Here is a 26,234-nt window from a genome sequence, read left to right as displayed (position 1 = left end):
ATTAATTACCTAAAATTGTTTGAATGACACGTTGAGCAGACCGCCCGTTTTCGTGAGGATTATAGATCTGATTAAATTGCTTTCGTTGTACTAATGATTTTTCTGGTTCTGTTAATAGCTGAACTAAATCATCCTGCCGTTCAACAACAGGCCCTGGCATATCTGTTTCGACATTCAGATAAGTGCCCCGTAAGTGATTCAGGTATTTATCTTTGTCGTACATATAAAAGTATAGAGGGCGCTCTAATACTAAATAATCAAAGAATAGACTTGAGTAATCGGTAATCACTTCATCAGAGATAAGTAGTAAATCATTAATACTAGGATAGTCAGAAACATTGATAAAAAAGCCATCTTTAGGCTGTTCTACCTGAGCAAAGTAATGCCCTCTAAATAAAAATTGAACATCTGAACCAAAATGTTTTTTAAACTTCTCGTTATCTAATTGATTCACGGCAACATGCTTACCCGCAATAAAGTCATCATCTCTAAATGTTGGCGCGTATAAAATAACTTTTTTATTCTGCTCTATTCCAAGGCTGTCTTTTATTTGGTTCTGATAAGATTTATCGTCTTTGTAATTAACTAAATCATCATTTCTAGGGTAACCCAGTTCCAAAACTTTAGATTTATCTAAACCAAATGATGTAATGAAACATTGTGATGCATAAGCGCTAGGAGATAAAAAATACTTACAGCGCTTTCCTTCCCAGTGATATGCAAAATGCATAGCCTTTAAACTCGAAGTAGGGTGATTCTCAACTTGAATATCTAAACCTAATTTTTTTAACGGCGTACCATGCCAACATTGTAATAAGGTTTGGGTTTTTCTTGGCAACAAACGGTATGGTAAACGGCAATTTACAATCCAGTATTCGCTTGAAGCGTAAGCATTGAAGTAATCTTTACTCCCTCGTTTTACGCACACTGTGTTTGATTCTTGTGAAAGTTTAGAGCAGTCAGAGTGTTTAAGGTTATCAAATACCCATATAAATTTAGCATCAGGTTTAACTTTTTTAAGCTCAAGATAAAGGGCGTAAGGTGAGTCAGAAGCAGATTTACCTTGAAAACTTTCAAAGACAAACTGATTTGATTGAGTTGCTATGCCAATGTGCTTTAATTTGTATATGTACACCGTTAGATGGATGTAAAGCTGCTTAACATAGAGGTCTAAAGCTCCTGTTCTGGATAAAAACTGCTTTACTAACATCTTAAATTGCTTCATTTCACTTACTAGGTCACCAAAATTGGCCGGAATTCTACCACTAACGAGGGCTCTGCGCGAGCGCACGTAGAACAAATCTTCATCAAGATACTATTCTTACTTATGACATTTTAATAACAATTACTAATAACAAAGGATAACTTGATCGAAAACAATACGCCCTATCCAGACTTTCTAACATTAAGCCTTTAGTATTCATTTAAATCAGCAGGTTAAACTTTATTGATAAGGCTTACTTATGACGACTCGCATGTATCAATTACACGATGAATACCAATATTTCCTTCTCCATCATGGCGGTAAAAATACGGTTACTGGATCATGTCATGAATTGCGTATTGATCAGTATGGCATCTTAATTGATTGTGGGTTGTTTCAAGGTAAAGATTCCGCCTCGGAGCCCATTACCGCACTTAATATTGATTTTGATATTCAGCACATTGAAGCCTTACTAATTACCCACACCCATATCGACCACATCGGCCGCCTACCTTGGTTGCTCGCTGCTGGATTTGATAAGCCGATTTATTGCACCAAAGCAACCTCGGCACTTATTCCATTAATGTTGGATGATGGTTTAAAGCTTCAACTGGGGTTGAATAAGAAACAGAGGGCGGTGGTTTTAGAGCGGATTGAAAGGCTTATTGTGCCGGTGGAGTATGGGCAGTGGGGAAAAATAGAGCCGAGATCTGAGGACGCTTCGCTAGAGAGCCGAAAAGATAAAAGCAATCACGCAGAGCTGGGAGGCGAGGACGTTTCACTCAAGAGCCGAGGAAAAGTGTCTCACTCGGCTCTCGGATCTCGAAGCGAAGCGCACTCGCTTCTCTTCAGGTTCCAGCCTGCTGGACATATTCTAGGTTCGGCTTATATTGAGATTAACCTACCAAATGGAGAAATTATTGTCTTTTCTGGTGATTTAGGGCCGAGTCATACGCCTTTACTTCCCGATCCCATTCCACCGAAACAAGCTGACTATCTAGTCATTGAGACTACTTATGGTAATAAGCTACATGATAATGTAAGTACTCGCTCACAGCGCTTGGAACAAATCGTTCAAAAATCATTACAAGATGGTGGCGTGATTTTAATTCCAGCTTTTAGTGTTGGGCGCACGCAAGAAATTTTATTTGATATCGAACGTTTGATTGAACACAGTATTCAAACGAAAACCACTTCCGATGATTTTTGGCAGCAATTGCCTATCATTTTAGATTCTCCATTGGCATTAAAAGTCACCAAAGAATACGAACGCTTTAAGCAACTGTGGAATGATGAATGCACCGCATTTGATGAAAATACCAATAGACATCCACTTTCATTTGAACAACTCATCACGGTTGATAGCCATAAAGAACATACCAAACTCGCCAATCGACTCGCTTCTACGAACGAACCCGCCATCGTCGTCGCTGCCAGCGGCATGTGTCATGGTGGTCGTATTATGAACTACCTACAAGCGCTACTTCCTCACCAACAAACCGACGTGATTCTCACAGGCTTTCAAGCTTATGGAACGCTTGGCCGCGAGCTACAAGAAGGTGACAACTATGTTTATATTTCGAATCAAAAAATAGAGGTAAATGCTCAGGTTCATTCGATGTCTGGGTATTCTGCTCATGCGGATCAGGGTGATTTACTGCGGTTTATTGAAGGGATTGAAAAATTACCGAAGAAGGTATTTTTAATTCATGGAGAGCCAGAGGTGAAGGATGAATTCAAAGCGTTGCTTAAGACAAGATTTACAGGCGACGTTATTGTATAAATTGATAATAGATCTTCGATGTCTCTTAGGCTCCTCAAGAATGACGAGTTAATAACAACCTCAAAAAGGAATGATAGCTCTGTGAAGGCTTCGCATTACTGTATAGCCTTATTGAATCCGTCATTTCTGCGAGCTTTATTCCATCCGTCATTCCTGCCGAGCCTTAGCGAGAGCGGGAATCTACTCACCACGCGCTGAATGTAGATCCTCGATGTCGCTTAGGCTCCTCAAGGATGACGGTTAATAACAACCACAAAGGAATGACGACTTGATACAGACCCCCAAAAGAAATGACGGCTTAATGCAAACCATAAAGGAAAATCAATGATGAAACAGCCTTGTGTGTACATCCTTTCATCCAATAATAAACAATCGTTATATGTTGGTGTCACCAGTCAACTAAAACAGCGTGTATGGCAGCATAAAAACAAACAAGTCAATGGGTTTTCATATAGATATAACACTATCAATCTAGTTTATTACGAAATTCATAATGTAATGGAGTCAGCAATTTCAAGGGAGAAACAATTAAAACATTGGAAAAGACAATGGAAAAACAACCTAATTACAGAACACAATAAAGAATGGGTTGATTTATACTATCAACTGTAAGTTCCCTGCTATCTGTAGGAGATCCTGAACTACACTCGTGCCTCGCTATTCAGGATGACGCATATTTTTAGCCTTAGTGATAAAAGAAGCGTCCTCGAGTCTCGGATCTTGAAGTTCGCTTTTATTTCCTCTCTCAACTTATCTTCTGATATACTTCGCCCTGTCTGTTTTTTAAATTCTTTAGGAAGTAAATATGATTATCGTTACTGGCGGTGCTGGCATGATTGGCAGCAATATTGTTAAAGCACTAAATGAAGCTGGTTACAACGACATATTAGTAGTCGACAACCTAAAAAACGGTAAAAAGTTCGTTAATTTAGTCGACTTAGATATCACGGATTATATGGATCGTGATGACTTCCTAACTCAAATCATGGCTGGCGATGATTTCGGCCCGATTGAAGCGATTTTCCATGAAGGTGCATGCTCTGCAACGACTGAGTGGGATGGTAAATATATGATGCTCAACAACTACGAGTATTCTAAAGAGTTACTACACTACTGCGTTGATCGTCAGATTCCATTCCTTTACGCCTCTTCTGCTGCAACCTATGGCGCACAACCTTCTCGTTCGCAAAAGCCAGAATTCATTGAAGAGCGTGAATACGAAGGTGCACTGAATGTTTACGGTTATTCAAAACAGCAATTTGATAACTACGTGCGCCGCCTATGGGCAGATGCAGAAGTGCACGGCGAAAAACTGTCTCAAATTACCGGCTTCCGCTATTTCAATGTTTATGGCCCACGCGAACAACACAAAGGCAGCATGGCTTCAGTCGCTTTCCACCTAAACAACCAATTACTTGCTGGCGAAAATGCAAAGTTATTTGAAGGCAGCGACGAGTTCAAACGTGATTTCATCTATGTGGGTGATGTGTGTAAAGTCAACCTTTGGTTTATGGAAAACGGTGTATCAGGCATTTTCAACTGTGGTACTGGAAAAGCCGAACCTTTCCGCGCAGTTGCTGAAGCGGTAGTGAAACATCACGGTAAAGGCACGATTGAATCCATCCCATTCCCCGAGCATTTAAAAGGCGCTTACCAAGAATACACTCAAGCGAACTTAGATAAACTTCGCGCTGCAGGTTGCGATGTTAAGTTTAAAACCGTTGCAGAAGGTGTGGCTGAGTATTTGGCTGAGATTAATAAGTAAGCAGGTTTCGGGTTTCGGGTTTCGAAGATTATTTTTATTAAGGCTAACCTTAAATATTAGCCTTAAATATTCCTACAAAATATTATGCCTTCCTATATTCAAAAATATTCACAAAAATTTTTAACCTTACTAGTTTATCTACCGTTTATTTGGCTGGGTACTGGTTTGTGCCTACACGAAGGCGGGCGTTCCATCATGACCAGAGTCATGATCATTGGTATTATCGCTTTATTAATCAAATATCATAAACATAGCTGGTCAATACAGAGAAAAACAAAACAGCAAATATATACTTGTTTGGCAATGATCTCTTTTGTTGCATACTTGTTCGGTCTACAACTCTATCATGGTGCAGATAAAGGTCTAATTAGAACCATAGGACTAATTACCATTTATTACTACTTATTTCCATTACATAAATTCGATCAGCGCTGGATCATTTTCGCCTTACTCATTAATGCTCTTGGGCTTGGATACCTTATTTATAAAAATGCTTACTTATTAAATATTAATAGGCTTGTTATAGACGCAGAGCTGATGAACCCGATACCATTTGCTACGTATTGTATGGTCGCAGCGATCACCCAAGCTTATTACGCTATAAAATCACAAAAAGTATATTTAAGATATTTATGTATAATAGCATCCATAGTGTCAATATTAGGTATGTTGCTAACTGATACAAGAGGTGTCGCACTAGCCTTGTTTTGCATTATATTACTAGCGTCATTTAAAATAATAAAATCCAAGTCTAGATCTTTTATTTCATTATCAATAGCATCCATTACCATTTTAACTTTATTATTAGGATTTATTTTAAAAGACCCTCTCATAACCCGTTATAATAAAACTCAATATGAAATACAACAAATAGAAAAAGGTAATCTAAACACTTCCATTGGTATTCGATTTCAAATATGGAATAGTGGGCTACATACTTTTATGGATCATCCTTTTTTAGGAATTGGAAACAAGAATTTTAGGCCTGAGTTTAAAAAGCATTTTGAAGAAGGATTGATTGCTAAAAAGATTGTTTCATTTAACCCTATGCATTATCACAATCAGTTTTTAGATATATTAGTAAAAAATGGAATTATTGGACTATTTTTATTCTTATCCATATTTATGGTATATATTTTAAAACAAAATAAAATAACTATTTTTTCAAAGACAAGTTTCTACATTATTGCTATTTTTATCTGTAGCTTAACCGATGTACCATTTTCTCATTTAAGTGTTATCTACTTTATGATACTGTTACTTTTATTTCCCTCTCAAACAGATAAAAGAATTTAATGTGTCTAACAAAGATTGATATACATTGTTCTTAGAAAAAAGAATACAATCTGAACTTGAAGTATTTTTATCTTCCATCAATAAAACCTGCCTCATTTTGTTGGCGATAACTTGTTCATCATAAGAGTCGATCAAATATTTAGACAGCTCTCCTCTGAGGATCTCATTAGGTCCTGAAGGACAGTTTACACTTACAACAGGGGTTCCTATTGATAACGCTTCAATAAGAACCGTTGGTAATCCTTCAAAATCAGAAGTTAAAGCAAGAAGCCGGGCTTGGCGAATCCAAGGGTATGGATTTGAAACAAAATCATAAAACAAAACTTGTTGTTGTAACCCTAATTCTGCTACTTGATTTTCAATATCTGTTTTTAGCCCTCCCTCCCCAAGGATCACTAATTTAATCTCGCTGTCATTAAGCAAAGAAAAGGCCTTCACTAATCTATCTAGGCGTTTTTGATGCTCTAATCTACCAACAAAAATAATATAATTTTCAGGGCACTCATCTGTGATTTTTTCTTGTGATTTTTCTTTTATATTTTCAAAATCAAAAGGGTTATATATTGTATGAATGGAATTAAAGTTTTTTTCCCCACAGCATTTTTCGATGAAACTTTTAATGCTATCTGACACACAAAAAACATGTTTATTTTTTAGTTTACGTTTTAATTTAAATCTATATTTATATTTTTTAAAAATATTTCTAGAAAAATAAGAACACTCATCAGAGTTATGGATATATGGTATCAATCTTAGATCGTCAAACTTAGAAATAAGCTTTATCGTTTCACTATGAGATGCAATCAAAAAATCAAAAGAAGGTGATGAATGATACCAATTAAAAAAAGCCTGCTTGATTCGAAGATCTTTATCTTTTGATCTACCAGCGTTTTTTACACTTAAAGAAGTGATTGATAAAGAATCATCAATAGGCAGTTGAATATCATCAAACAAAGTTATGATTTCGACATCATGTCCATTATCTACTAACAGCTTGGCCATTCTCAACGTAACGACTTGAACACCTTCAGTCTTCAAATCACGAATCAGAAACTTTATTTTCATTAATGAACTCTTTTATCTAACTGGTTTGGTTACAGAACATCTAAATCGATTAATACTTGTTTCACATTGTTCTAAAACAGACTTTCTGATTGTCTTACATTCTGCTGTGACTTACAATTTGTCCTTGATGTTATTTCGAAGCACTTAGGGTCACATCGGCTCTTAATAATTTAAACTGGTGGTAACTGATTACATGACTCAACAACGAAATGATTTTGATGAACTTGCATATAACCCTCAGTTTCAATTTAACTTTTTAGCTCCGAAGTATTGGACTACCTGGTTAGGTGTCTTCGTTATTTGTCTAACTAGCTTTTTACCTACACGCCTTCAGCTTTATATTTCAAAAGGATTAGCTTATATCGCTGCCAAATTAAAATCTGGTGCAGCAAAGCGAGCTCGTGTCAACTTAGCCATGTGCTTTCCTGACAAAACACAAGAAGAACAAGAATCCATTTTATTTCAAATGTATGTAACCGCTGTAATGTTCATGATGAACTTTGCATCGTTAAGCCTCCGAAGTAAACATTGGTTGGAACAACACACCGAAATTCGTGGTTTTGAAAACATAAAAAAAGTACTTGATGCCAATGAAAAAGTCATACTATTAGTTCCTCATACTTGGGCTATTGATATCCCAGCCGTTTTATTTGCTTCTAAAGGCTTCCCTGTTTCTGCAATGGCAAAAAGTCAAAAAAACCTTTTAGCTGATTGGCTCATGCATAAGCAACGAGTTCAACACGGAGGCCGAGTTTATGATAGAAGTGTAGGCATCAAACCTTTTATTAAATCGATTCGAAAAGACAACTACCTAGGCTACTATCTACCTGATGAGGACCTTGGCAAAAAACATAGTGTTTTTGTTGATTTTTTTGCTACACAGAAAGCAACAATTGCTGGATTAGGAAAATTATCTAAATTGAGTAAAGCTAAGATTGTGCCATTATTTGCCATGTTTAATTACAAAACAGGACAATTCGAGCTTTATATTAACCCGGCGCTTCCATTCCCGACAGGAGATGAAAGCACGGATGCGCGAATGATGAATGAATGTATAGAAGATTATGTCACTCAACGGCCAGAGCAATATATGTGGATTCTTCGCTTACTGAAAACACGTCCAGACGATGGTAATAACCCTTACAAATAAATAGGAAAAATTCCAACGTATTTAACTACCAAAAGGTTACAACTATGAACATCCTTATTTTTAGTTCCTATAAAGATACCTGGAACAGTGTTCGCCCAGAAGCAGAAATGTTCATTGAAATGGCTAACTTAGGCAATAATATCACTATTGTTACCCAAGGAAAATCCGAATACGTTAAGCGCTTTAAAGCAAATGGAATCAAGGTTATCGACTGTTATCCAAGTAAAAAAGTTTGTTGTAAGACTATTAAAACTTTACGCAATGAACTTAAAGCTACGCATTACGACATTGTTTATGCCATGAACTCCAAAACCATACCAAATGCCGCTTTTGCCTGTATTGGATTTAAAAACACAAAGATGGTGACATACCGAGGAACTGTTGGTGGTTTGTATAAACATGACCCAAGTGCCTACTTGACTCACTTACATCCAAGAGTAAATGGTATAAGCTGTGTCGCTCAGGCTGTAACTGATGATGTACAAAAGCATGTTTGGATGAATGCAAATAACGTAGTAACTATCTATAAAGGACATGATATTTCTTGGTATCAAGCAAAGGCGATATCACGAGAAGAATTAAACATCCCCAAAGATGCGATTATCGTAACTTGTATCGCAAATGCTCGCCCTAGTAAAGGTGTTCATGTGCTGTTAAAAAGTGCATCTCAACTATCTGACCTCGACAGATTACATATTTTACTTATTGGCCGTGATATGGATACCGAAGCTAACCTTGCTCTCGCTAACGCGAGTGGGATGAAAGAACGTATCCATTTTCTAGGTTATAGAAAAGATGTCCCTGAAATTCTAGCGACTAGTGATATACAAATTCAACCATCAGTTAGCGGAGAAGGCTTACCTAAAACCATTATCGAAGCAATGGCAATGGCTGTGCCTTCTATCGTCACAACAACTGGTGGTGGTAAAGAATTAATCATCAATGAGGAATCCGGCTACATTATTCCCGTCAATAATCATATGGCTATTGCAGATAAAATCCGCTTACTCTGTGGCTCGAAAGAAAAACGTCAAAAAATGGGATTACTTGCTCAACAACGTATGATTAACAAGTTTTCCGTTCAAAACACAGCCCAACAACATCTAAACTTTTTTCAAACGTTACTCACTAATAAATAGCGACGATCTTCTATTATGCTAAAGATCCTTAAAAACAAAAATCGCGCCTTTAGAAATAAAATCAAAGCTTGGAAATTAGCTCGAACTTCTCAAAAATACGATAAAGATCCACTATCGGGCAGATCTCCTAAAATAGCTCATGTACGCTCATTAGCAATCCTACGCTGGGATAATAAACTCGGTGATGCGATAATGTGTGGTGTATTTATTCAGGCTTTACAGCAATATAGACCAGATATCAAAGTTACCGTTATCTCACCTGACTTTTGTGCCAACTGGCTGAAAAATGCAACCCATTGCGACATACTTTTATGTGGTAAAAGAAGTCAAAAAACAGCTCTAGAGTTTAAACAATATCGTGGACAATTTGATGCAACTATAGAACTGGGTAGTAGTTTTGATTTTAAAGAATTAACTGCGCTATACCAATTAGGATCACCAATAAATATTGGCTACGAAAAATTTTCTCACCCAATTTTTAATATTAATATTGACTCAAGTGCCGTTCACTTTAAAGACCGTTATTTAGCCGTCGCTAAACTATTTATTCCAAAAGCTTCACTGAAGAATATCAAGATTCCGATGATTCCATTTAATGAATCCATCACGTTGCCCAATCTTTCAAATAATAATAACATCGCTATCAATCTTTTCGGTTCCAGTAAATATAGACAATTCTCAGAAATAGAAGCGATAAAACTACTCACTCGCTGGCTAATAGAGTTTCCAACAGATAATCTTTATTTAATACCGGTACCTGATAAAGTCCCTGTTTTAAAAAGCATCGTAAAGAAAATCAATCATGATAGAATTTTACTCGTATCTGAAATACCATCTCTAGAATTGACGCTAAAATTACTTTCTGAAGTTGATCTATGCTTTACTCCTGATACCTCTGTTGTCCATATGGCAAGTGCTTTAAACACACCAATCATAGGCATTTATGCTGATGACCCGATAAACTTAAAAGAATGGCATCCTTTATCATCACGATATGAAGTGCTATTAAACACTAAAGCAAAAGATAACAATGATCGTGTCTATGTGCATGATTTTAAGTGGCAAGACTTAAAAGAAAAACGCCTAAAACTTTTACAAGAATAACTGGATTACATTATGAGAATTCTAATCATCAGCCCTTCTTGGATTGGCGATATGGTGATGTCACAATCACTCTATATCACATTAAAGCAACAATACCCTGAAGCCTTGATTGATGTGCTTGCGCCCGCATGGTGTAAACCCATTTTAGAGCGCATGCCTCAAGTTCATCAGGCAATAGAAATGCCGCTCGGCCATGGTGACTTTAATTTTCTAGGTCGTCGTGCATTGGGTAAAGAACTTGCACTACAACACTATACTCATGCTTTCGTTTTGCCTAACTCAGCTAAATCTGCCTTAATTCCCTGGTTTGCAGGGATCCCAGTCCGTACTGGATGGAAAGGTGAGATGCGTTATGGCTTATTAACCGATTTAAGAAGTAATAAAAAGGATTTTCAGTACATGGTCGAGCGTTATGTGGCGCTTGCTCACCCAAAATCAGACATGCAAAGCTCTGCTTCTTTACCTGGTCTCGAACAGCTCCCAAAACCAAAACTGCATATTGATGCTTTTACTCAGTCACGTAGTATCGACAAGTTCGATCTCAACCAAGACCGTGCCATAATCGGGTTATGTCCGGGGGCAGAATTTGGTCCAGCCAAACAATGGCCTGTAGAGCATTATGCAGCCGTTGCAGATGAATTCATCTCACAAGGCAAACAAGTATGGTTATTTGGTTCCGCTAAAGACCAAATAACTACCGATGCTATCAAGCAAAAGATCTCAGTTGAAAATCAAGTTCATACCTATGATTTAGCGGGGAAAACTAACCTTATTGAAGCCGTAGACTTACTTGGCGCTTGCGAAACTGTTATCAGTAATGACTCGGGTTTAATGCACGTTGCAGCCGCCGTTGGTTGCCAGGTGATAGGTGTTTATGGCTCAACGTCACCACAATACACGCCACCTTTGGCTGATAAAGTGGCCATTGTTCATACTGATATTGAATGCCGCCCATGTTTTAAGCGTGAATGCCCATTAAAACACTTAAAATGCTTAAAAGAGCTCGCACCGGAACAAGTTCTGAATGCTTACCGTAGCTTATAGGATAAAGTACACATGATCCGATACGTCTACACGTTTCTATTATGCTTGGCAGCCCCTTTTTTGCTGTTTGGACTATATAAGAAAAAACCGGGGAAACCTGCATTTGGCTCTCGTTGGAAGGAACATTTTGGACGAACACCGCCGCTAAAAGATCAATCTACAGCTCCAATCTGGATTCATACCGTTTCGGTTGGTGAAACAATCGCAGCCACTCCCTTTATCAAGCAGTTAAAAGAGAAATATCCAGATACGCCCATAGTGATTACGACAACAACAAGTACTGGTGCTGAACAAGCTGAAAAACTCAGTGATATTGCCGAACACCGCTATATGCCACTGGATTTACCTTTTGCGCTCAAAAGCTTTCTGCGCTCTATTCAGCCTAAAATGATGCTGATTATGGAAACGGAACTCTGGCCGAACACGATTCATTATGTCGCCAAATCAGATATTCCTATTACAGTCATTAACGCTCGCTTGTCTCAGCGTTCAGCTGAGCGTTATGCGAAGTTTCCATCTATATTCAATTTACTATCAAATGGTATTACTCGTATATTGTGTCAATATCAAGCTGATGCTGATCGATTTAAACAACTAGGGGTGTCAGCTGAAAAGCTTGCAGTCACCGGTAGTTTAAAGTTTGATATCACCATACCCCCAGCAACGATTGAAGCCGGTAATCAATTAAGAGAGCAACTTGGTACGGAAAGACCTGTCTGGATAGCAGCCAGTACTCATCATGGGGAAGATGAGCAAGTTTTAGCGGCTCATCAAGCATTATTAAAGACTCATCCCAATGCTTTATTAATCTTAGTTCCTCGTCATCCTGAGCGATTTAATGACGTTTATCTGCTATCAAACACATTGGGATTTAACACAGCAAGACGAACACAACCCCAACCTGATTTTTCTCAAACGCAAGTCTACTTAGGCGATACCATGGGCGAAATGCTTATTTTAATGCAAGCTACTGATGTCTGCTTCATGGGCGGAAGTTTATTGGGAGATAAAGTTGGAGGGCATAATGTGTTAGAACCAGCAGCATTGGGAATACCTTGTCTTATTGGGCAGTCTTATTACAACTTTTCAGATATTACTCATCAATTGACTCAGGTTAAAGCTGCCTTTATTTGTCAGGGGGCAGATGACATATATCATAAATTAATTAAACTGATTGAATCTGAATCAATAAGAAAACAATGCCAAGAACAAGCATTAGCTGTGATTAAAGGAAATCAAGGCGCGGTAAAAAAGACAATTAAAAGTATTTCTATTACGTAACTTTTTCTCTTAGAGGTATTTATTGCTGATAACCTAACAACAACTGAGCCCAATTTTGCTCCACCCATTGAATATTACGTTTATTCCTTTCCTTTTTAAAAGAACGTAATAGGCGGTCTAAATTAGACTTTTGCCAAACTGAAATATTGCTTTCAAATCTATTCGACTCTAAATGACACTTATCAAAATCAATGATCCATACCTTATTAGCTTCATCTAGTAAGATGTTATGAATGTTGAGGTCGGTATGATTTACATTCGCTTCATGCAACTTTTTAATTTGCTGGCCGATAAGTTGATACGTCGCTTCATTCAAGCTGCTCTTTTGCAGAACCGACACTAAATCTTGAGCCCCTTCAATTTTTTGGGTCAGAATGTCAGCTTGATAACAGATTGATCGTTTGACCGCTCTTGCCGCAATCGGCTTGGGAACATTCACCCCCGCATCAACCAGATGCTGTAATAACTGAAACTCTTCACAACTACGGGTTTTATGCCATTGTCTAAACCAATAATGGTCTTTAACTAGCTTGCCAAATAACCCACCACGTCGGTAATGACGTAACGCCGCTGGTAATCGCTCGGTTTGCACAAACCACGTCGTGCCACGGCCTTGTGCCGAACCAATCACTTTTCCTTGAGCGTGCCAATATTCAGGGTCAAACACCTGCTCAACAGAGTTGGTAATTAAGGTTTCGTCATACCAGATGACTTGTTTATGAGATGTGAGTGTTTTCATGTGAGTAGGATACCGTGTCTCGTGTCTCGTGTCTCGTGTCTCGTGTCTCGTGTCTCGTGTCTCGTGTCTCGTGTCTCGTGTCTCGTGTCTCGTGAAGAAGTTTTTCAGCTATATATTTCACGTCAATATATTTCTTTTTTCTCGGCTCTCGAAGCGAAGCGCCCCCGATTCCCGACTCAATTTGAGTTACTTTTCACAAATATAGGGCTTTGCATTATAATCAGCAGAATTTCTTACAAAAATGAATTCTATATGCCCTTATTTACTTCTGCCCCTGAGTCTCTATGTTTCTTGCGCTTATCCGCTATTGGTGATGTATGCCATGCGGTCGCGGCAGTACAAGCAGTACAAAGGCATTGGCCTGAAACAAAAATCACCTGGATTATAGGCAAAGTTGAAGCTCAGTTACTTGAAGGGTTAGAGGGCATTGAGTTTATCATTTTTGATAAGAAAGCAGGTTATGCCGGCATGAAGTCGGTTTGGCAAAAACTTAGTGACCGTCACTTCGATGCTCTCGTTCATATGCAACTCGCCTTACGCGCGAGCCTTCTCACGCTCGGCATAAAAGCTAAATACAAAGTAGGCTTTAACAGACAGCGTGCCAAAGAAGGCCAATGGCTATTTACCAATAAAAAAATTGATGATGTTGAATCACAACATGTTTTAGATAGCTTTTTAGCATTTGTCGAATATTTAGGGGTTCCCAAGTCTGAGCCTAAATGGAATATGCCAATTTCACAGTTGGAGACAGACTGGGTAAATCACCAGATTCCAACACAGCAAAAGGTTCTTGTTATCAGCCCTGCGGCCAGCAAAGATGAAAGAAATTGGCTGACCGAACGATATGCACAATTTGCAGACTATGCCATAGAACAGGGTTATCACGTTATACTATGTGGTTCACCAAGTGAGCGAGAGATACAGCTTGGTGAGAATATTCGTCAATTTATGTGTCATCAAGCCACCAACCTTATTGGTCAAACATCACTCAAGCAGTTACTCGCGGTTTTAAATCGAGCAGATATTGTATTAGCACCAGATTCTGGCCCTGCCCACATGGCTACAACTCAAGGCACACCGGTTATTGGTTTATATGCTCACAGTAACCCGAAGCGAACAGGCCCATATTTAAGTTTAGATACAACTGTAAGTGTTTATGATGAATGCTTGTTCAAACAATATGGAAAATCAGCGTCAGAATTATCTTGGGGAACTCGGGTAAAAGGCTCTGATTTAATGGCGACTATCACTTTAGAAGCCACTATTAACCAACTTAAAAAAATCATTACTAAGCAAAAGGTTGAAGTTTTATGAGCACTCCTACACTGACAGTCGCATTAATTGTTAAAAATGAAGAAAAACACTTAGCGAATTGTTTAGATACAGTAAAGGACTGGGCTGATGAAATTGTTATCTTAGACTCTGGAAGTACTGATAAAACCGAAGAGATTGCTCGTCAATATACGGATAAGTTTTATGTTAATTTAAAGTGGCCGGGATTTGGCCCTCAACGTCGTTTAGCTCAAAGTTATATTTCAAGTGATTATGTATTATGGTTAGATGCTGATGAACAAGTAACCCCTGAACTAAAGCAACAAATACAGAAAGTAGTTAAAGAAAACCATCAACATTGTGTTTATAAATTAGATCGCCTAAGTACAGCTTTTGGAAAACAAATTAAATATTCTGGATGGTCGCCTGATTGGGTTACTCGATTATACAGAACTGAAGATACCCAATACAACCAAGCACTTGTACATGAAAGTGTCGAAATACCAAGCAGCCATAAGGTAATAGCGCTTAAAGGCAAACTATTACACAACACATTTGATGAGTTAAGCCAGTATACTCGAAAAACGTCCCTATATATGAAATCATGGGCAGATCAACGTGAAGGAAAAAAGAAAAGCTCACTTTTTTCAGCCATATCACACGCTTTTTTCCGATTTTTTAAAATGTACATTATTAAACGTGGCTTTTTAGATGGTCGACATGGGTTACTTCTAGCGATATTAAGTGCGAATACAACATTTACACGATATGCAGATTTATGGCTTAGAAATTATCAGAAGCAAAAAAATAACGATTTTTAACTAATGCTTCCCCCCAATATAAAATGAGTAATATTAGGGGTATATTTTAGAGACTGTAAAAACTTTTATACCATTCAACAAAGTTAGCAACACCTTGCTTCACTGACATTGATGGCTTATACCCTGTGACATTAAATAAATCTTGTGTGTCAGCGTAAGTCGCATAAACATCGCCCGGCTGCATTGGCATGAAGTTTTTCTTAGCCTCAACACCGAGAGCATCTTCAAGTGCTTCAATATACTCCATCAATTTAACCGGATTACCATTACCGATGTTATAGACTTTATAAGGGGCTGAACTGGTTGCTGGTGATCCTGTTTCTACTGTCCATTGTGGATTTTTTTCAGGTATCACATCCTGAATTCGAATGATACCTTCTACAATGTCATCAATGTATGTAAAGTCACGTTGCATATCGCCATTGTTATAAACATCGATTTCCTCACCTTCTACTATCGCTTTAGTAAATTTGAACAGAGCCATATCAGGACGCCCCCAAGGACCGTATACCGTGAAGAAACGTAAACCAGTCGTTGGCAATCCATATAGATGGGAATAGGTATGCGCCATTAATTCATTCGCTTTTTTGGCTGCCGCATACAAAGATATAGGATGGTCTACAGTATCGGAGGTATTGAATGGCATTTTTTTATTTAAGCCATACACTGAACTTGAGGAAGCATAAACAAGGTGTTCAATATTATGGTGGCGGCAACCTTCTAGAATCGTTAAGTGCCCCACTAGATTACTATCTGCATACGCCATTGGATTATCAATTGAATAACGCACTCCTGCTTGTGCCGCTAAGTGAATCACTCTTTGAAATCCTTGCTCTGCAAATAATGTAGCCACCCCTTCACGGTCAGCTAAATCCAATTCGATAAAAGTAAAATTATCATGATTAGCACGGTTTAAACGTGCATGCTTCAATTCAACTGAATAGTAGTCATTAAGATTATCAACACCAACAACTTGATGACCTGCTTGACATAAACGCTCTACAACTGCTGAACCGATAAAGCCCGCCGCACCCGTTACTAAATATTTCATCTTATTTCCCAACAAATCACTATATTGTGATGATTCTATGCTAATACACTCATAATAACCAATAGGCATGAATTCTAAACGATAAAACCAATAATACAGATAGATTTACCGTCTACGTTTTGAAATACTAGTCTATTACTTTAATCTAATTTAGTATTAATCACTCATGAATATATGTCACGTTAACCTTGCTTCCGGCTTTAGTGGTGGTGAACGCCAAACCTTACAATTAATCAAACAACAAGTTCATGAAGGCTACCAGTTAACTGTGGTTATGAATCCTAAAAGTGATCTTGTCGGTGAGGTTCGTAAACTTGGCTGTAAGATTGTACTTACTAACCACTTTACTAAAGCTCACAGTAAACGCATCACTCAAGATTGTACTCTCATCCATGTCCATGAAGGACGGGCAATTTATTGGGCCTTGATCCAACACTTATTGCACGATATTCCCTATATTGTCACTCGCCGTATTGATAATCCATTAAAAGATAAATGGCTTTCAAAAGTTGCTTATCGTAAAGCTTCTGCTTTAATTGGCTTAAGTGCTGAGATTGTTTCTAAACTACAAGAATTCCACCCTGCCGATAAAATCCATAAAATCCCAAGTTCTCCTGTTAATTATTCAATAGATCAAAACAAAGTCGATCAAATATGGAATCAGTTTAAGGGAAAGTTTATCGTCATCCATGCGGCCAATATCCTTAAGCATAAAGGTTTTGATGTTACTGTCGCAGCAGCCAAATTACTTGGCGTCAAAAACCCAAGAGTACAGTTATTATTATTAGGTGATGGACCTGAGCGTGAGGAATTAGAACGACAAACACAAGGTTTAACCAATATACGCTTTATGGGGAAACAAAAAGATATGGGGTCTTGGTTTGCTGCAGCTGACTTATTAGTTCATCCTTCATATTCAGAAGGATTGGGCTCTGTCATTTTAGAGGCTATGGTAGCTGGCTTACCCGTTATTGGTAGTAATGCTGGTGGCATTCCAGACATTATTGAACATGATGTATCTGGTCTATTATGTGAAGTAGGTGATGGTAAACAATTAGCACAGCAAATCGATCAGCTAGAAAATGACAAAGCATTACGTCGTAGGCTGCAAGTTGGTGGCAAAGAGAAACTCAAGCAGTTCGATATTGCTTACACCGCCTCTTTATATAAAGATCTGTACACCCAAATAGCGAGCAAATCAATATGACTAAGCTAATCACACCAGCCATTTACCCAGGTACTTTTGATCCCATCACTAACGGTCACTTTGATTTAATCAAACGTAGTGCTTGCCTATTTGACAGTGTCGTCGTTGCAGTTGCAGAAAGCCCAAGTAAAAACACCATGTTTAGCCTGCAAGAACGCGTTGATATGGTGAAAGAAGTCACTAAAGATCTGAAGAATGTCACTACGGTGGGCTTTTCTGGTCTACTTGTTGATTTTGCTAAGCAGCAGAAAACTAATATTTTGATCCGTGGCCTACGTACAACGATCGATTATGAATATGAGTTTGGCTTAACCAGCATGTACCGCAAATTAATGCCAGAGTTAGAAAGTGTCTTTTTAACTCCCACCGAAGAGTTTGCTTTCCTGTCTTCGACTATTGTTCGTGAAGTGGCCATTCATGGCGGAAATGTTGATCAGTTTTTGCATCCGTATGTGGTGGAGAAGGTTAAGGAGAAAGTCCTTAGTTTATAGTTCCTAGTTCCTAGGAAAAGCAAATTGAGATCGCTTGTTTTTACACGCAACCAGTGACACACACCCTCGCTACTTTTTGTTGCGTGATGCGTGAACGCTTCGCTACGTGTTGCGCAAAAGAGTATTGGAGTCTCGTTTATCGAGCGCTTTGCTGCTCGTGGCTAGGGCAACAGTTCCTAGGCCCTAGTTCCTGATCCCTGGGAAGAGCAAATTGCGAGCGCTGTTTTTTACTCGAACTCCATTACTCTCGGCAAACTAACCGTCATTCCTGCCGAGCCTAAGCGAGAGCGGGAATCTACTCACCACGTGCTGTATATAGATCCTCGATATAACCAAGGCTCCTCAAGGTGACGCCTAACTGTTAACATTCTCTGTTACACTCGCCCTATAACACTCTACTCGCAACCATCTTCTAATATTTTCAACTCCCTAGCGCAATCCCCCCACCTCTCGGCTCTGCTCTTCCAAGTTACGAGTAACGAAATGCCCTAGAAACGAGTTACGAAAACGCTTTCCCCTGACACCCTTCACAATAAAAACTATTCCTCTGTCCGATTTTTTCTTCAATGATCAATTCGCTACAAACTGGACAAGGCTTATCGGCTTTACCATATACCAATAGTTCTTGAGCAAAGTAACCAGGCTTACCATCGGCCTGATTAAAGTCTTTTAACGTAGTACCGCCTTGAGTAATCGCTCTTGCTAACACTTTTTTAATTTCATCCACCAACAAGGCAATTTGCTCTAGCGTTAATGTACTGGCGATTGCTTTAGGATGAATTCTGGCACTAAACAAAGATTCACTAGCATAAATATTACCCACCCCAACCACGACTTTATTGTCCATGATGAATTGCTTAGCCACCACTTTACGTTTCTGAGCTTTTTCAAATAGATACTGTGCATTGAAGTCATCAGTTAAAGGCTCAGGTCCAAGGTGACTCATCACGTCATGTTCAATGCCAGTTTCACACCACAACCAAGCCCCAAAGCGACGAGGATCGTGATAACGCAACACTTTGCCATTGGTTAAAATAAGATCCACATGATCGTGCTTATTCGGCTCGATCCATTGATCTAACACTCGCAAATTACCCGACATGCCTAAGTGAATAATCGCTGTACCTTGATCAGTTTCAATTAATAGGTACTTTGCCCGACGTCGAATAGAGCGAATCACTTGCCCTTGAAGTAATAAGATGTCTTCAGGCACAGGCCAACGCAATTTCGGTTGTCTAACGTCAATTTTTTGAATCTTCTGGTCGAGAAGGTGTGGGGTGATCCCCATTCGGCTCACTTCAACTTCGGGTAGTTCGGGCATGATATATCCGGGTAAATAGTTCCTAGTTCCTGGTCCCTAGGAAAAGGTTAGAGACCACCTAGTCGTTGAAAGTGCATTAAAGCCGAAACCAAGTCAAGAAGGATATAAGTTCCTGGTTCCTGGTTCCTAGCTCCTAGTCCCTGAGAAGAGCAAATTGTGGGCGCTGTTTTTTACTCGAACTCCATAGATCTCGGCAAACTAACCGTCATTCCTGCCGAGCCTAAGCGAGAGCGGGAATCTACTTAAGGCGCGCTGTATATAGATCCTCGATGTCGCTTAGGCTCCTCAAGGATGACAACTTTGGTTTATTGGTACACTACATTGTCAGCCATCTTTTCTAAACACAGCAACAAACAGAATTATTTTTATAATCACAAATTTTCAGCGTATCCCCCTAGGAACTAAATACTAGGAACTAGGAACTAGGAACTAAATACTAGGAACTAGGAACTAGATACCAGGAACTTTGTTAAAAAAAAACCCAGCCTACCGAAGTAGTCTGGGTTTTCAATTTCTAAAGAGGAAAACCAATTACTTGATTTTAGCTTCTTTGTACATAACGTGCTGGCGAACTACTGGATCAAATTTCTTGATCTCAAATTTGCCTGGCATGTTGCGTTTGTTTTTGTCAGTTGTGTAGAAGTGACCTGTTCCAGCAGATGATACTAGACGGATTTTCTCACGAATGCCTTTAGCCATTGTTCAATTCCTCTTATACGTTCTCGCCACGAGCACGGATATCAACAAGAACAGCATCGATGCCTTTCTTATCAATAATACGCATACCCTTAGCAGTTAGACGTAGTTTAACAAAGCGTTTTTCGCTTTCGACCCAAAAACGGTGAGTTTGTAGGTTCGGCAGAAAACGACGCTTGGTAGCATTTCGTGCGTGTGAACGGTTGTTACCCGTTACAGGACGCTTACCAGTTACTTGGCATACTCGGGACATGAATGTCTTCTCCAAATCGTTTCAGCTCGATATCACCTTGGGGCAAAAACCGCTATGGAAAAAACCATACCAAGGCTATCAAAGGTCGCGCATTATACTAACTTGACATGCATTGCTCAAGACCTGTGCGGATCCTTTTTAGGAAAAACACGATCTTTTTTTGAGCAGAGCAGTTTTTAAACGCTTTTTTTTGCACAAGAACACAGAGCTGAATAAGGTTCTATAAAATTAGTGCGCGGATTGTAGCAGATTTTCGGCAAAAGCTAAGTGATTTTTTTAATAAAAGAGTAATCGTCGCTCGGAATCTCGTTGCTAGTGGCTCGAAAAAGAAAAAAAGCCATAAGAAACAGCGCTATACCTAGTATTGAATTTTCACCTTTAACCTATTTTTATCTTAATCACCCTAGAACTAATAAGACCAGCTAGCATCTTAGAAATATCACGTACGAGTAGTTCATACTCATCTGCTAGTTCATCATCAAGATACCCAAATTCACGATCCAGCATTAATTGAGTTAAAACTTCTCCTGCCGAGCCTTTGGCAATGTAAAGAAATCTAATGGATTCTTTTAATGTTTGTCGCTCTTCCCCTTCTGCAATATTCGATACTATGGACACAGTGGCTCTGCGAATTTGATCTTTTAAACCGTAATCTTTCCATTTCTCTGATTGTTTATAAATTTTCTTGGTAAGATCAAAACTAAATTGCCATACCCTTAATTTTTCATACCGCATAATCGCCCTATCAATTAGTTAATTGAGATTCCCAGTGTCTTTTCCGAAATACGAGAAGCGAAGCGCCCTTAGTCACGAGCTTCGTTTGCTCACATCCACCCCCTTTCCGCAAATGACACCACTTCCCCATCACCAATGACAAAGTGATCCAGTATTCGTATATCCACCAATCCCATTGCTTCAACTAAGCGACGAGTGATTCTTCGGTCGGCATCACTCGGTTCGGCTATTCCAGATGGGTGGTTATGGGCGAGAATTAATGCAGCAGCATTGTGGTGCATGGCGCGTTTAACGACTTCTCTTGGATACACAGAGGCCGCATCAATCGTGCCTTCAAACATGACTTCATCGCTGATCACTCGGTTCTGGTTATCTAAAAACAAAACATAGAAAGCTTCTCTATGACGGTCTCGCAGTACACTACTAAGGTAATGCTTGGTGTGCTCCGGGCTGGTTAATGCATCGCCACGTTTGATGGTTTCAGCTAAATAACGCTTGGTCATCTCAACCACAGCTTGCAGCTGAGCGAACTTGGCACTGCCGAGTCCTTTATGGGAGCAGAATTGTTGTTGTGAAGAAGAAAGCAACGCACGTAGTGAGCCAAAGTTTTTTAATAAATGGTCAGCGAGTTCTATCGCGTTCATGCCTTGTAGGCCGGTACGTAGAAAAATCGCTAATAATTCTGCATCCGATAGCGATTGAGGGCCTCGTGCGAGTAGTTTTTCACGAGGGCGAGATTCTTCAGGCAATAGTTTTAAAGACATGATAAAGGCTTATATTGAGCAAAACTCGATAACAACAAGCTTTCTCTCATCACTCAAATGGATAAAGCGAAAAAACCGATAAGATCTTAACAATGGGTGAGTAAAAAAAAGGTTACAATCAAAATGTTAATTGGATCGAAGTTACCTAAAATAAGTTTATCGATGCTGAATTATTCTCAATTTATAAACTTATGGTAACTTATACCCATCGACTTCATGGTGACACTCTCTTTTATCGTTTTCTAGCAAGTAATGTCGAGGAAGCAAAAAGATGTAAATCGTGTCAATTGAAGCTTAACTTCATTTCATTCAGGTACGGTTATTGTGATTGAACAAAGCTTAGCAGGAAAAAAAATCCTTTTAGGAATCAGTGGTGGTATTGCGGCTTACAAATGTGCTGACTTCACTCGTCGTCTCATTGAACGCGGTGCACAGATTCAAGTAGTGATGACACCTGCGGCCAAAGAATTTATTACGCCACTAACCATGCAAGCCGTTTCAGGGCGTCCTGTTTCCGATAGTTTATTAGATTCTGCAGCAGAAGCTTCAATGGGCCATATTGAATTAGCCAAATGGGCTGATTTAATTTTACTCGCCCCCGCCACTGCCGATTTAATTGCCAGAATGCGTGCGGGCATGGGCAATGATTTGCTTACTACATTGATTCTAGCCTCTGATGCTCCAATAGCGGTGGCTCCGGCGATGAACCAACAAATGTATGCCAATGTTGCCACTCAAGAAAACCTGTCTGCTTTAACTCAACGTGGCATGATGATTTGGGGCCCAGCAGCAGGACAACAAGCTTGTGGTGATGTGGGCTATGGTCGCATGCTAGAACCAATGGAGCTTGTCGCCCATTGTGAAGCCTTCTTTGGCCCTAAGCCATTGCAAAATATTAAACTCGCAATTACCGCAGGCCCGACTCGCGAAGCCATCGATCCGGTGCGTTATATTTCCAATCATAGCTCTGGAAAAATGGGCTTTGCAATTGCAGAAGTCGCCGCCAATATGGGCGCTGAAGTAACATTAATCAGCGGCCCAGTAGCATTACCAACACCAGCTAACGTCACACGCATTGATGTTGAAAGCGCAGAGCAAATGCACAAGGTGGTGATGGAACATGCGACAATCAATAATATTTTCATCAGTTGTGCGGCAGTTGCCGATTATCGACCAAGTAACGTCGCAGAGCAGAAAATCAAAAAAACCTCCGATAACGATCACATGCAGATCAACATGGTGAAAAACCCCGATATCGTTGCCTCAGTTGCCGCGCTAACAAAACAACGTCCATTTACTGTAGGCTTTGCCGCTGAAACTCAAGATGTCGAACAATATGCTCGCGGCAAACTGAAAAAGAAAAATTTAGATCTCATCTGCGCCAATGATGTTTCCATCGCAGGGTTAGGCTTTAACAGTAACAACAATGCCCTACATTTATATTGGAATGACGGCGAACAAGCCTTGGCAACCTCAAGCAAAACGCAATTAGCCAAACAGTTACTTAACATTATTGCCGAACAATTTAATCAGTAAAAGAAGACATTAAACATGACGAAGAAGATTGATTTAAAAGTATTAGATAGCCGTATCGGTAAACAATTCCCTTTACCAGCCTACGCAACTGAAGGCTCTGCTGGCTTGGATTTACGCGCTTGTTTAGATGAAGTGCTAACCGTTGAACCGGGACAAACTCACCTTGTTCCAACCGGCCTTGCCATTCATATTAATGATCCTCATCTAGCGGCAACTATCCTTCCTCGTTCTGGTTTAGGCCATAAACATGGTATCGTGCTCGGAAATTTAGTCGGCTTAATTGATTCAGACTACCAAGGCCAATTAATGGTTTCAGTCTGGAATCGCGGCCAAGATACTTTTACTATTGAACCTGGCGACCGCATTGCACAATTGGTTTTTGTGCCAGTCGTGCAAGCTGAATTTAATATCGTAGAAGATTTTGATGCCACTGTACGTGGTGAAGGTGGTTTTGGGCATTCGGGGAAGGCATAAAAAGCCGAAGCTCGTGTCTAGGGCGCTTCGCTCCTCGTAACTAGGTATAGATTCGCGCTCTTACCACAACTATCTTTGCTCAACTTAAGTCACATAACCTCGAGAAACGAGAGACTAGAAGCGTAGCGCTCGAAAAACGATAAGATAAAACAAGGAAAAACCATGGCAGGGCCAAAAAAACATAATCGTCGTGAAGAGATCCTTCAGGCATTGGCGCAAATGTTAGAGTCAACAGATGGTGCCTCGCGTATTACTACCGCGAAATTGGCGAAACAAGTTGGGGTTTCAGAAGCGGCACTTTATCGTCACTTTCCAAGTAAAGCACGTATGTTTGAAGGCTTAATTGAGTTTATTGAAGATGCCTTGTTATCTCGCATCAACCGAATTTTAGCCGAAGAAAAAGATACCTTGAACCGCATTCGTTTGGTCCTACAATTGTTATTAGCCTTTGCTGAGCGTAACCCTGGCTTATCTCGTATCATGTCTGGTCACGCATTAATGTTTGAAAATGAACGCCTACGTAGCCGTATTAATCAATTATTTGATCGCATTGAAACTCAGCTACGCCAAATCCTGCGTGAACGTCAAATTCGTGAAGGTAAAAGCTTTCCGGTCGATGAATCGATTTTAGCAGCTCAATTATTAGGTCAAGTCGAAGGTAGTTTAAACCGCTTTGTACGCTCAGATTTTAAATACCAACCAACAGAAAATTTTGAGCAATATTGGGCGTTGTTAAAAGCGCAGATGGAATAAAAGAACGAGACTCGTTACTCGACCGCTGCGCTGCTTGTTTCTCGAAAAAGAAACAATTGCGAAAGTCGAAATCATTTCGAGCAACGAGTCACGAGAAACGAAGTGCCCGAGATTCGTAAATCTTTTAACCATCAATACGCATAATTTTAGAGAGAAATGAATGACCGATAACAAACCATCCCAAAAAGAGGAATCTCTGGTCAATTTTGTGCCACCAAAGTTTTCACTTAACTTATTACACCCGAAATACTGGGGCGTTTGGCTCGGCTTTGGTTTTATCGCTTTACTTGTCAATGTTTTACCGTATCGCGTTTTATATTGTGCTGGCCGTTCATTGGGTTACTTATCGATGTTTATCGTTAAGAAACGTGTAAAAGTTGCCCAACGTAACCTTGAGCTATGCTTTCCAGAAATCAGTCAGACTCGTCGTGATTATGTGGTTAAGGAGAACTTCAAAAATACTGGCTTTGCGATCTTTGAAAGTGCGATTGCTTGGTTTTGGCCTGATTGGCGTTTAAAAAAACGTGTGGGTTATTATCACGTCGATCGTCTAACTCGATTCGAAGAGCAAGGTCGCGGCACGTTGATCTGTGGTGTTCATGCCCTTAATGTTGAATTAACCGCACGCTGTTGCGCGTTATTCTCCCCAGGTTATGGTGTTTATCGCCCACACAACAATCCAGCTTATAACTTTATTCAGCATTGGGGCCGTACTCGCAACGGCAACATTATGGTCGACCGTAAAGACGTAAAAGGTATGTTGAAAGTTCTACGCAGAGGCAAAAAGTTATTCTATCTACCAGATCATGACTATGGCCCTAAAAATTCAGTATTTGTGCCTTTCTTTGCAGTTCAAGATGCCTGCACAACCACCGGCACTAGTGTGTTAGTTGACGCAAGTAAATGTGCGGTACTTCCTGTTTCTTGTTTCAGAGTCGGTTTCCGTTACGACTTCCGAATCGAGCAGGATATTAGTGAAAGCTTCCCACGTCGTGATCCTGAAGGTGCCGCTACTCTCATGAATAAAACCATTGAAAAACTGATTTTACGTGGTGGTGATCAATGGATGTGGCTACATAAACGCTTCAAGACCATGTCTGATGGACAGCCGAAAGGGATTAGGTATAAATAAACGCGAGGCTCGATCGCTTCGCTTATCGTAGCTCGTGACTCGATAGCACTGCCACTAACCGATGAAGTGCTTTATTCGAAAACGTAGCTCCCTAAAACGAAACACGAGAAACGCTCTGCTTGTTGGCTCCTTCTTTTTCGAGTCACGAGCAGCGAAGC

At 39.6% G+C, this 26,234-nt stretch carries 26 protein-coding genes; 17 read left to right on the top strand and 9 right to left on the bottom strand.

From position 1 onward, the window contains the following. Window position 1: 1 nt before the first annotated feature. Complete coding sequence (locus tag ACE3G9_RS07845; RefSeq protein ID WP_449218849.1) at window positions 2–1,225, bottom strand: CDP-glycerol glycerophosphotransferase family protein; 1,224 nt, start codon at window positions 1,223–1,225, stop codon at window positions 2–4. 238 nt (window positions 1,226–1,463) lie between these two features. Between ACE3G9_RS07845 and ACE3G9_RS07840 the strand changes: the two genes are divergently transcribed. The 4 genes from ACE3G9_RS07840 to ACE3G9_RS07825 all read left to right on the top strand — a co-directional run bounded on the left by ACE3G9_RS07840 (window position 1,464) and on the right by ACE3G9_RS07825 (window position 6,048). Continuing rightward, entirely contained in the window at window positions 1,464–2,987 is a 1,524-nt protein-coding gene (locus tag ACE3G9_RS07840; protein ID WP_449218848.1) for an MBL fold metallo-hydrolase RNA specificity domain-containing protein, read from the top strand. Window positions 2,988–3,311: 324 nt separating this feature from the next. Further along, window positions 3,312–3,599 (top strand): GIY-YIG nuclease family protein, encoded by a 288-nt coding sequence (locus tag ACE3G9_RS07835; protein ID WP_417879631.1) that lies wholly within the window; start codon window positions 3,312–3,314, stop codon window positions 3,597–3,599. A 193-nt stretch (window positions 3,600–3,792) separates the two neighbouring features. Then, window positions 3,793–4,752, top strand: a complete 960-nt coding sequence (gene rfaD / locus ACE3G9_RS07830) for an ADP-glyceromanno-heptose 6-epimerase (RefSeq protein WP_417879630.1) — start codon at window positions 3,793–3,795, stop codon at window positions 4,750–4,752. 195 nt (window positions 4,753–4,947) lie between these two features. Further along, complete coding sequence (locus ACE3G9_RS07825; protein WP_449218847.1) at window positions 4,948–6,048, top strand: O-antigen ligase family protein; 1,101 nt, start codon at window positions 4,948–4,950, stop codon at window positions 6,046–6,048. Here the strand turns inward: ACE3G9_RS07825 and ACE3G9_RS07820 are convergent. Further along, on the bottom strand, window positions 6,016–7,113 hold the full coding sequence (locus ACE3G9_RS07820; protein ID WP_449218846.1) for a glycosyltransferase: 1,098 nt from the start codon (window positions 7,111–7,113) through the stop codon (window positions 6,016–6,018). The two genes, ACE3G9_RS07825 and ACE3G9_RS07820, sit on opposite strands and share 33 nt — an antisense overlap. Before the next feature lie 193 nt (window positions 7,114–7,306). Between ACE3G9_RS07820 and lpxM the strand changes: the two genes are divergently transcribed. The 5 genes from lpxM to waaA are packed head-to-tail and all read left to right on the top strand — an operon-like array spanning window position 7,307 to window position 12,831. Beyond that, window positions 7,307–8,263: a lauroyl-Kdo(2)-lipid IV(A) myristoyltransferase gene (gene lpxM / locus ACE3G9_RS07815; protein ID WP_449218845.1), complete on the top strand. Its 957-nt coding sequence runs from the start codon at window positions 7,307–7,309 to the stop codon at window positions 8,261–8,263. A gap of 44 nt (window positions 8,264–8,307) precedes the next feature. After that, a complete protein-coding gene (locus ACE3G9_RS07810; RefSeq protein ID WP_449218844.1) occupies window positions 8,308–9,402 on the top strand; it encodes a glycosyltransferase family 4 protein in 1,095 nt (364 codons plus the stop codon). Window positions 9,403–9,417: 15 nt separating this feature from the next. Next, window positions 9,418–10,506 (top strand): glycosyltransferase family 9 protein, encoded by a 1,089-nt coding sequence (locus ACE3G9_RS07805; RefSeq protein WP_449218843.1) that lies wholly within the window; start codon window positions 9,418–9,420, stop codon window positions 10,504–10,506. Between the two features lie 12 nt (window positions 10,507–10,518). Further along, window positions 10,519–11,550, top strand: a complete 1,032-nt coding sequence (waaF, locus tag ACE3G9_RS07800) for a lipopolysaccharide heptosyltransferase II (protein ID WP_417879625.1) — start codon at window positions 10,519–10,521, stop codon at window positions 11,548–11,550. Window positions 11,551–11,562: 12 nt separating this feature from the next. Then, window positions 11,563–12,831 (top strand): lipid IV(A) 3-deoxy-D-manno-octulosonic acid transferase, encoded by a 1,269-nt coding sequence (gene waaA, locus ACE3G9_RS07795; RefSeq protein ID WP_449218842.1) that lies wholly within the window; start codon window positions 11,563–11,565, stop codon window positions 12,829–12,831. 19 nt (window positions 12,832–12,850) lie between these two features. On the opposite strand, the gene ACE3G9_RS07790 is transcribed toward waaA, so the two are convergent. Next, window positions 12,851–13,570, bottom strand: a complete 720-nt coding sequence (locus ACE3G9_RS07790; RefSeq protein ID WP_449218841.1) for a 3-deoxy-D-manno-octulosonic acid kinase — start codon at window positions 13,568–13,570, stop codon at window positions 12,851–12,853. A gap of 252 nt (window positions 13,571–13,822) precedes the next feature. On the opposite strand from ACE3G9_RS07790, the gene ACE3G9_RS07785 reads away from it, so the two are divergent. Both ACE3G9_RS07785 and ACE3G9_RS07780 read left to right on the top strand, forming a co-directional pair. Further along, window positions 13,823–14,884, top strand: coding sequence for a glycosyltransferase family 9 protein (locus ACE3G9_RS07785; protein ID WP_417879622.1), 1,062 nt, complete (start codon window positions 13,823–13,825; stop codon window positions 14,882–14,884). After that, the gene (locus tag ACE3G9_RS07780; protein WP_449218840.1) at window positions 14,881–15,663 is read left to right on the top strand and encodes a glycosyltransferase family 2 protein; all 783 of its coding nucleotides are present in this window, start codon (window positions 14,881–14,883) and stop codon (window positions 15,661–15,663) included. Before ACE3G9_RS07785 ends, ACE3G9_RS07780 begins: the two co-directional genes overlap by 4 nt. 46 nt (window positions 15,664–15,709) lie before the next feature. Here the strand turns inward: ACE3G9_RS07780 and ACE3G9_RS07775 are convergent, their stop codons facing one another. Next, on the bottom strand, window positions 15,710–16,714 hold the full coding sequence (locus tag ACE3G9_RS07775) for an NAD-dependent epimerase (RefSeq protein ID WP_449218839.1): 1,005 nt from the start codon (window positions 16,712–16,714) through the stop codon (window positions 15,710–15,712). A 166-nt stretch (window positions 16,715–16,880) separates the two neighbouring features. Between ACE3G9_RS07775 and ACE3G9_RS07770 the strand changes: the two genes are divergently transcribed. Continuing rightward, window positions 16,881–17,921 (top strand): glycosyltransferase family 4 protein, encoded by a 1,041-nt coding sequence (locus ACE3G9_RS07770; protein ID WP_449218838.1) that lies wholly within the window; start codon window positions 16,881–16,883, stop codon window positions 17,919–17,921. Further along, window positions 17,918–18,412: a pantetheine-phosphate adenylyltransferase gene (coaD, locus tag ACE3G9_RS07765; RefSeq protein ID WP_449218837.1), complete on the top strand. Its 495-nt coding sequence runs from the start codon at window positions 17,918–17,920 to the stop codon at window positions 18,410–18,412. Before ACE3G9_RS07770 ends, coaD begins: the two co-directional genes overlap by 4 nt. Before the next feature lie 499 nt (window positions 18,413–18,911). On the opposite strand, the gene mutM is transcribed toward coaD, so the two are convergent. The 5 genes from mutM to radC form a co-directional block, all read right to left on the bottom strand. After that, window positions 18,912–19,733 carry a bifunctional DNA-formamidopyrimidine glycosylase/DNA-(apurinic or apyrimidinic site) lyase gene (gene mutM, locus ACE3G9_RS07760; protein WP_417879619.1) on the bottom strand — a complete coding sequence of 274 codons (822 nt, stop codon included), beginning with the start codon at window positions 19,731–19,733 and terminating at the stop codon, window positions 18,912–18,914. 531 nt (window positions 19,734–20,264) lie between these two features. Then, entirely contained in the window at window positions 20,265–20,432 is a 168-nt protein-coding gene (gene rpmG, locus ACE3G9_RS07755) for a 50S ribosomal protein L33 (protein ID WP_002535344.1), read from the bottom strand. A gap of 13 nt (window positions 20,433–20,445) precedes the next feature. Continuing rightward, window positions 20,446–20,682 (bottom strand): 50S ribosomal protein L28, encoded by a 237-nt coding sequence (gene rpmB / locus ACE3G9_RS07750; protein WP_004728407.1) that lies wholly within the window; start codon window positions 20,680–20,682, stop codon window positions 20,446–20,448. 378 nt (window positions 20,683–21,060) lie between these two features. Next, the gene (locus tag ACE3G9_RS07745) at window positions 21,061–21,417 is read right to left on the bottom strand and encodes a four helix bundle protein (protein ID WP_449218836.1); all 357 of its coding nucleotides are present in this window, start codon (window positions 21,415–21,417) and stop codon (window positions 21,061–21,063) included. 89 nt (window positions 21,418–21,506) lie between these two features. Next, entirely contained in the window at window positions 21,507–22,181 is a 675-nt protein-coding gene (gene radC, locus ACE3G9_RS07740) for a RadC family protein (RefSeq protein ID WP_417879617.1), read from the bottom strand. A gap of 327 nt (window positions 22,182–22,508) precedes the next feature. Here radC and coaBC point away from each other — a divergent pair, with 327 nt between their 5' ends. The 4 genes from coaBC (at window position 22,509) to lpxL (ending at window position 26,076) form a co-directional block, all read left to right on the top strand. Next, entirely contained in the window at window positions 22,509–23,717 is a 1,209-nt protein-coding gene (coaBC, locus tag ACE3G9_RS07735) for a bifunctional phosphopantothenoylcysteine decarboxylase/phosphopantothenate--cysteine ligase CoaBC (protein WP_449218865.1), read from the top strand. 15 nt (window positions 23,718–23,732) lie between these two features. After that, window positions 23,733–24,191 carry a dUTP diphosphatase gene (gene dut / locus ACE3G9_RS07730; RefSeq protein ID WP_449218835.1) on the top strand — a complete coding sequence of 153 codons (459 nt, stop codon included), beginning with the start codon at window positions 23,733–23,735 and terminating at the stop codon, window positions 24,189–24,191. Between the two features lie 162 nt (window positions 24,192–24,353). Beyond that, the gene (slmA, locus tag ACE3G9_RS07725; RefSeq protein ID WP_192999792.1) at window positions 24,354–24,944 is read left to right on the top strand and encodes a nucleoid occlusion factor SlmA; all 591 of its coding nucleotides are present in this window, start codon (window positions 24,354–24,356) and stop codon (window positions 24,942–24,944) included. Window positions 24,945–25,104: 160 nt separating this feature from the next. Beyond that, entirely contained in the window at window positions 25,105–26,076 is a 972-nt protein-coding gene (gene lpxL / locus ACE3G9_RS07720) for an LpxL/LpxP family Kdo(2)-lipid IV(A) lauroyl/palmitoleoyl acyltransferase (RefSeq protein WP_449218834.1), read from the top strand. The last annotated feature ends 158 nt before the right edge of the window (window positions 26,077–26,234 follow it).

Source organism: Vibrio sp. E150_018, from assembly GCF_053544035.1.
Note: the sequence above shows the minus strand (reverse complement) of the source record. Positions and strands in the feature narration are given on the sequence as shown.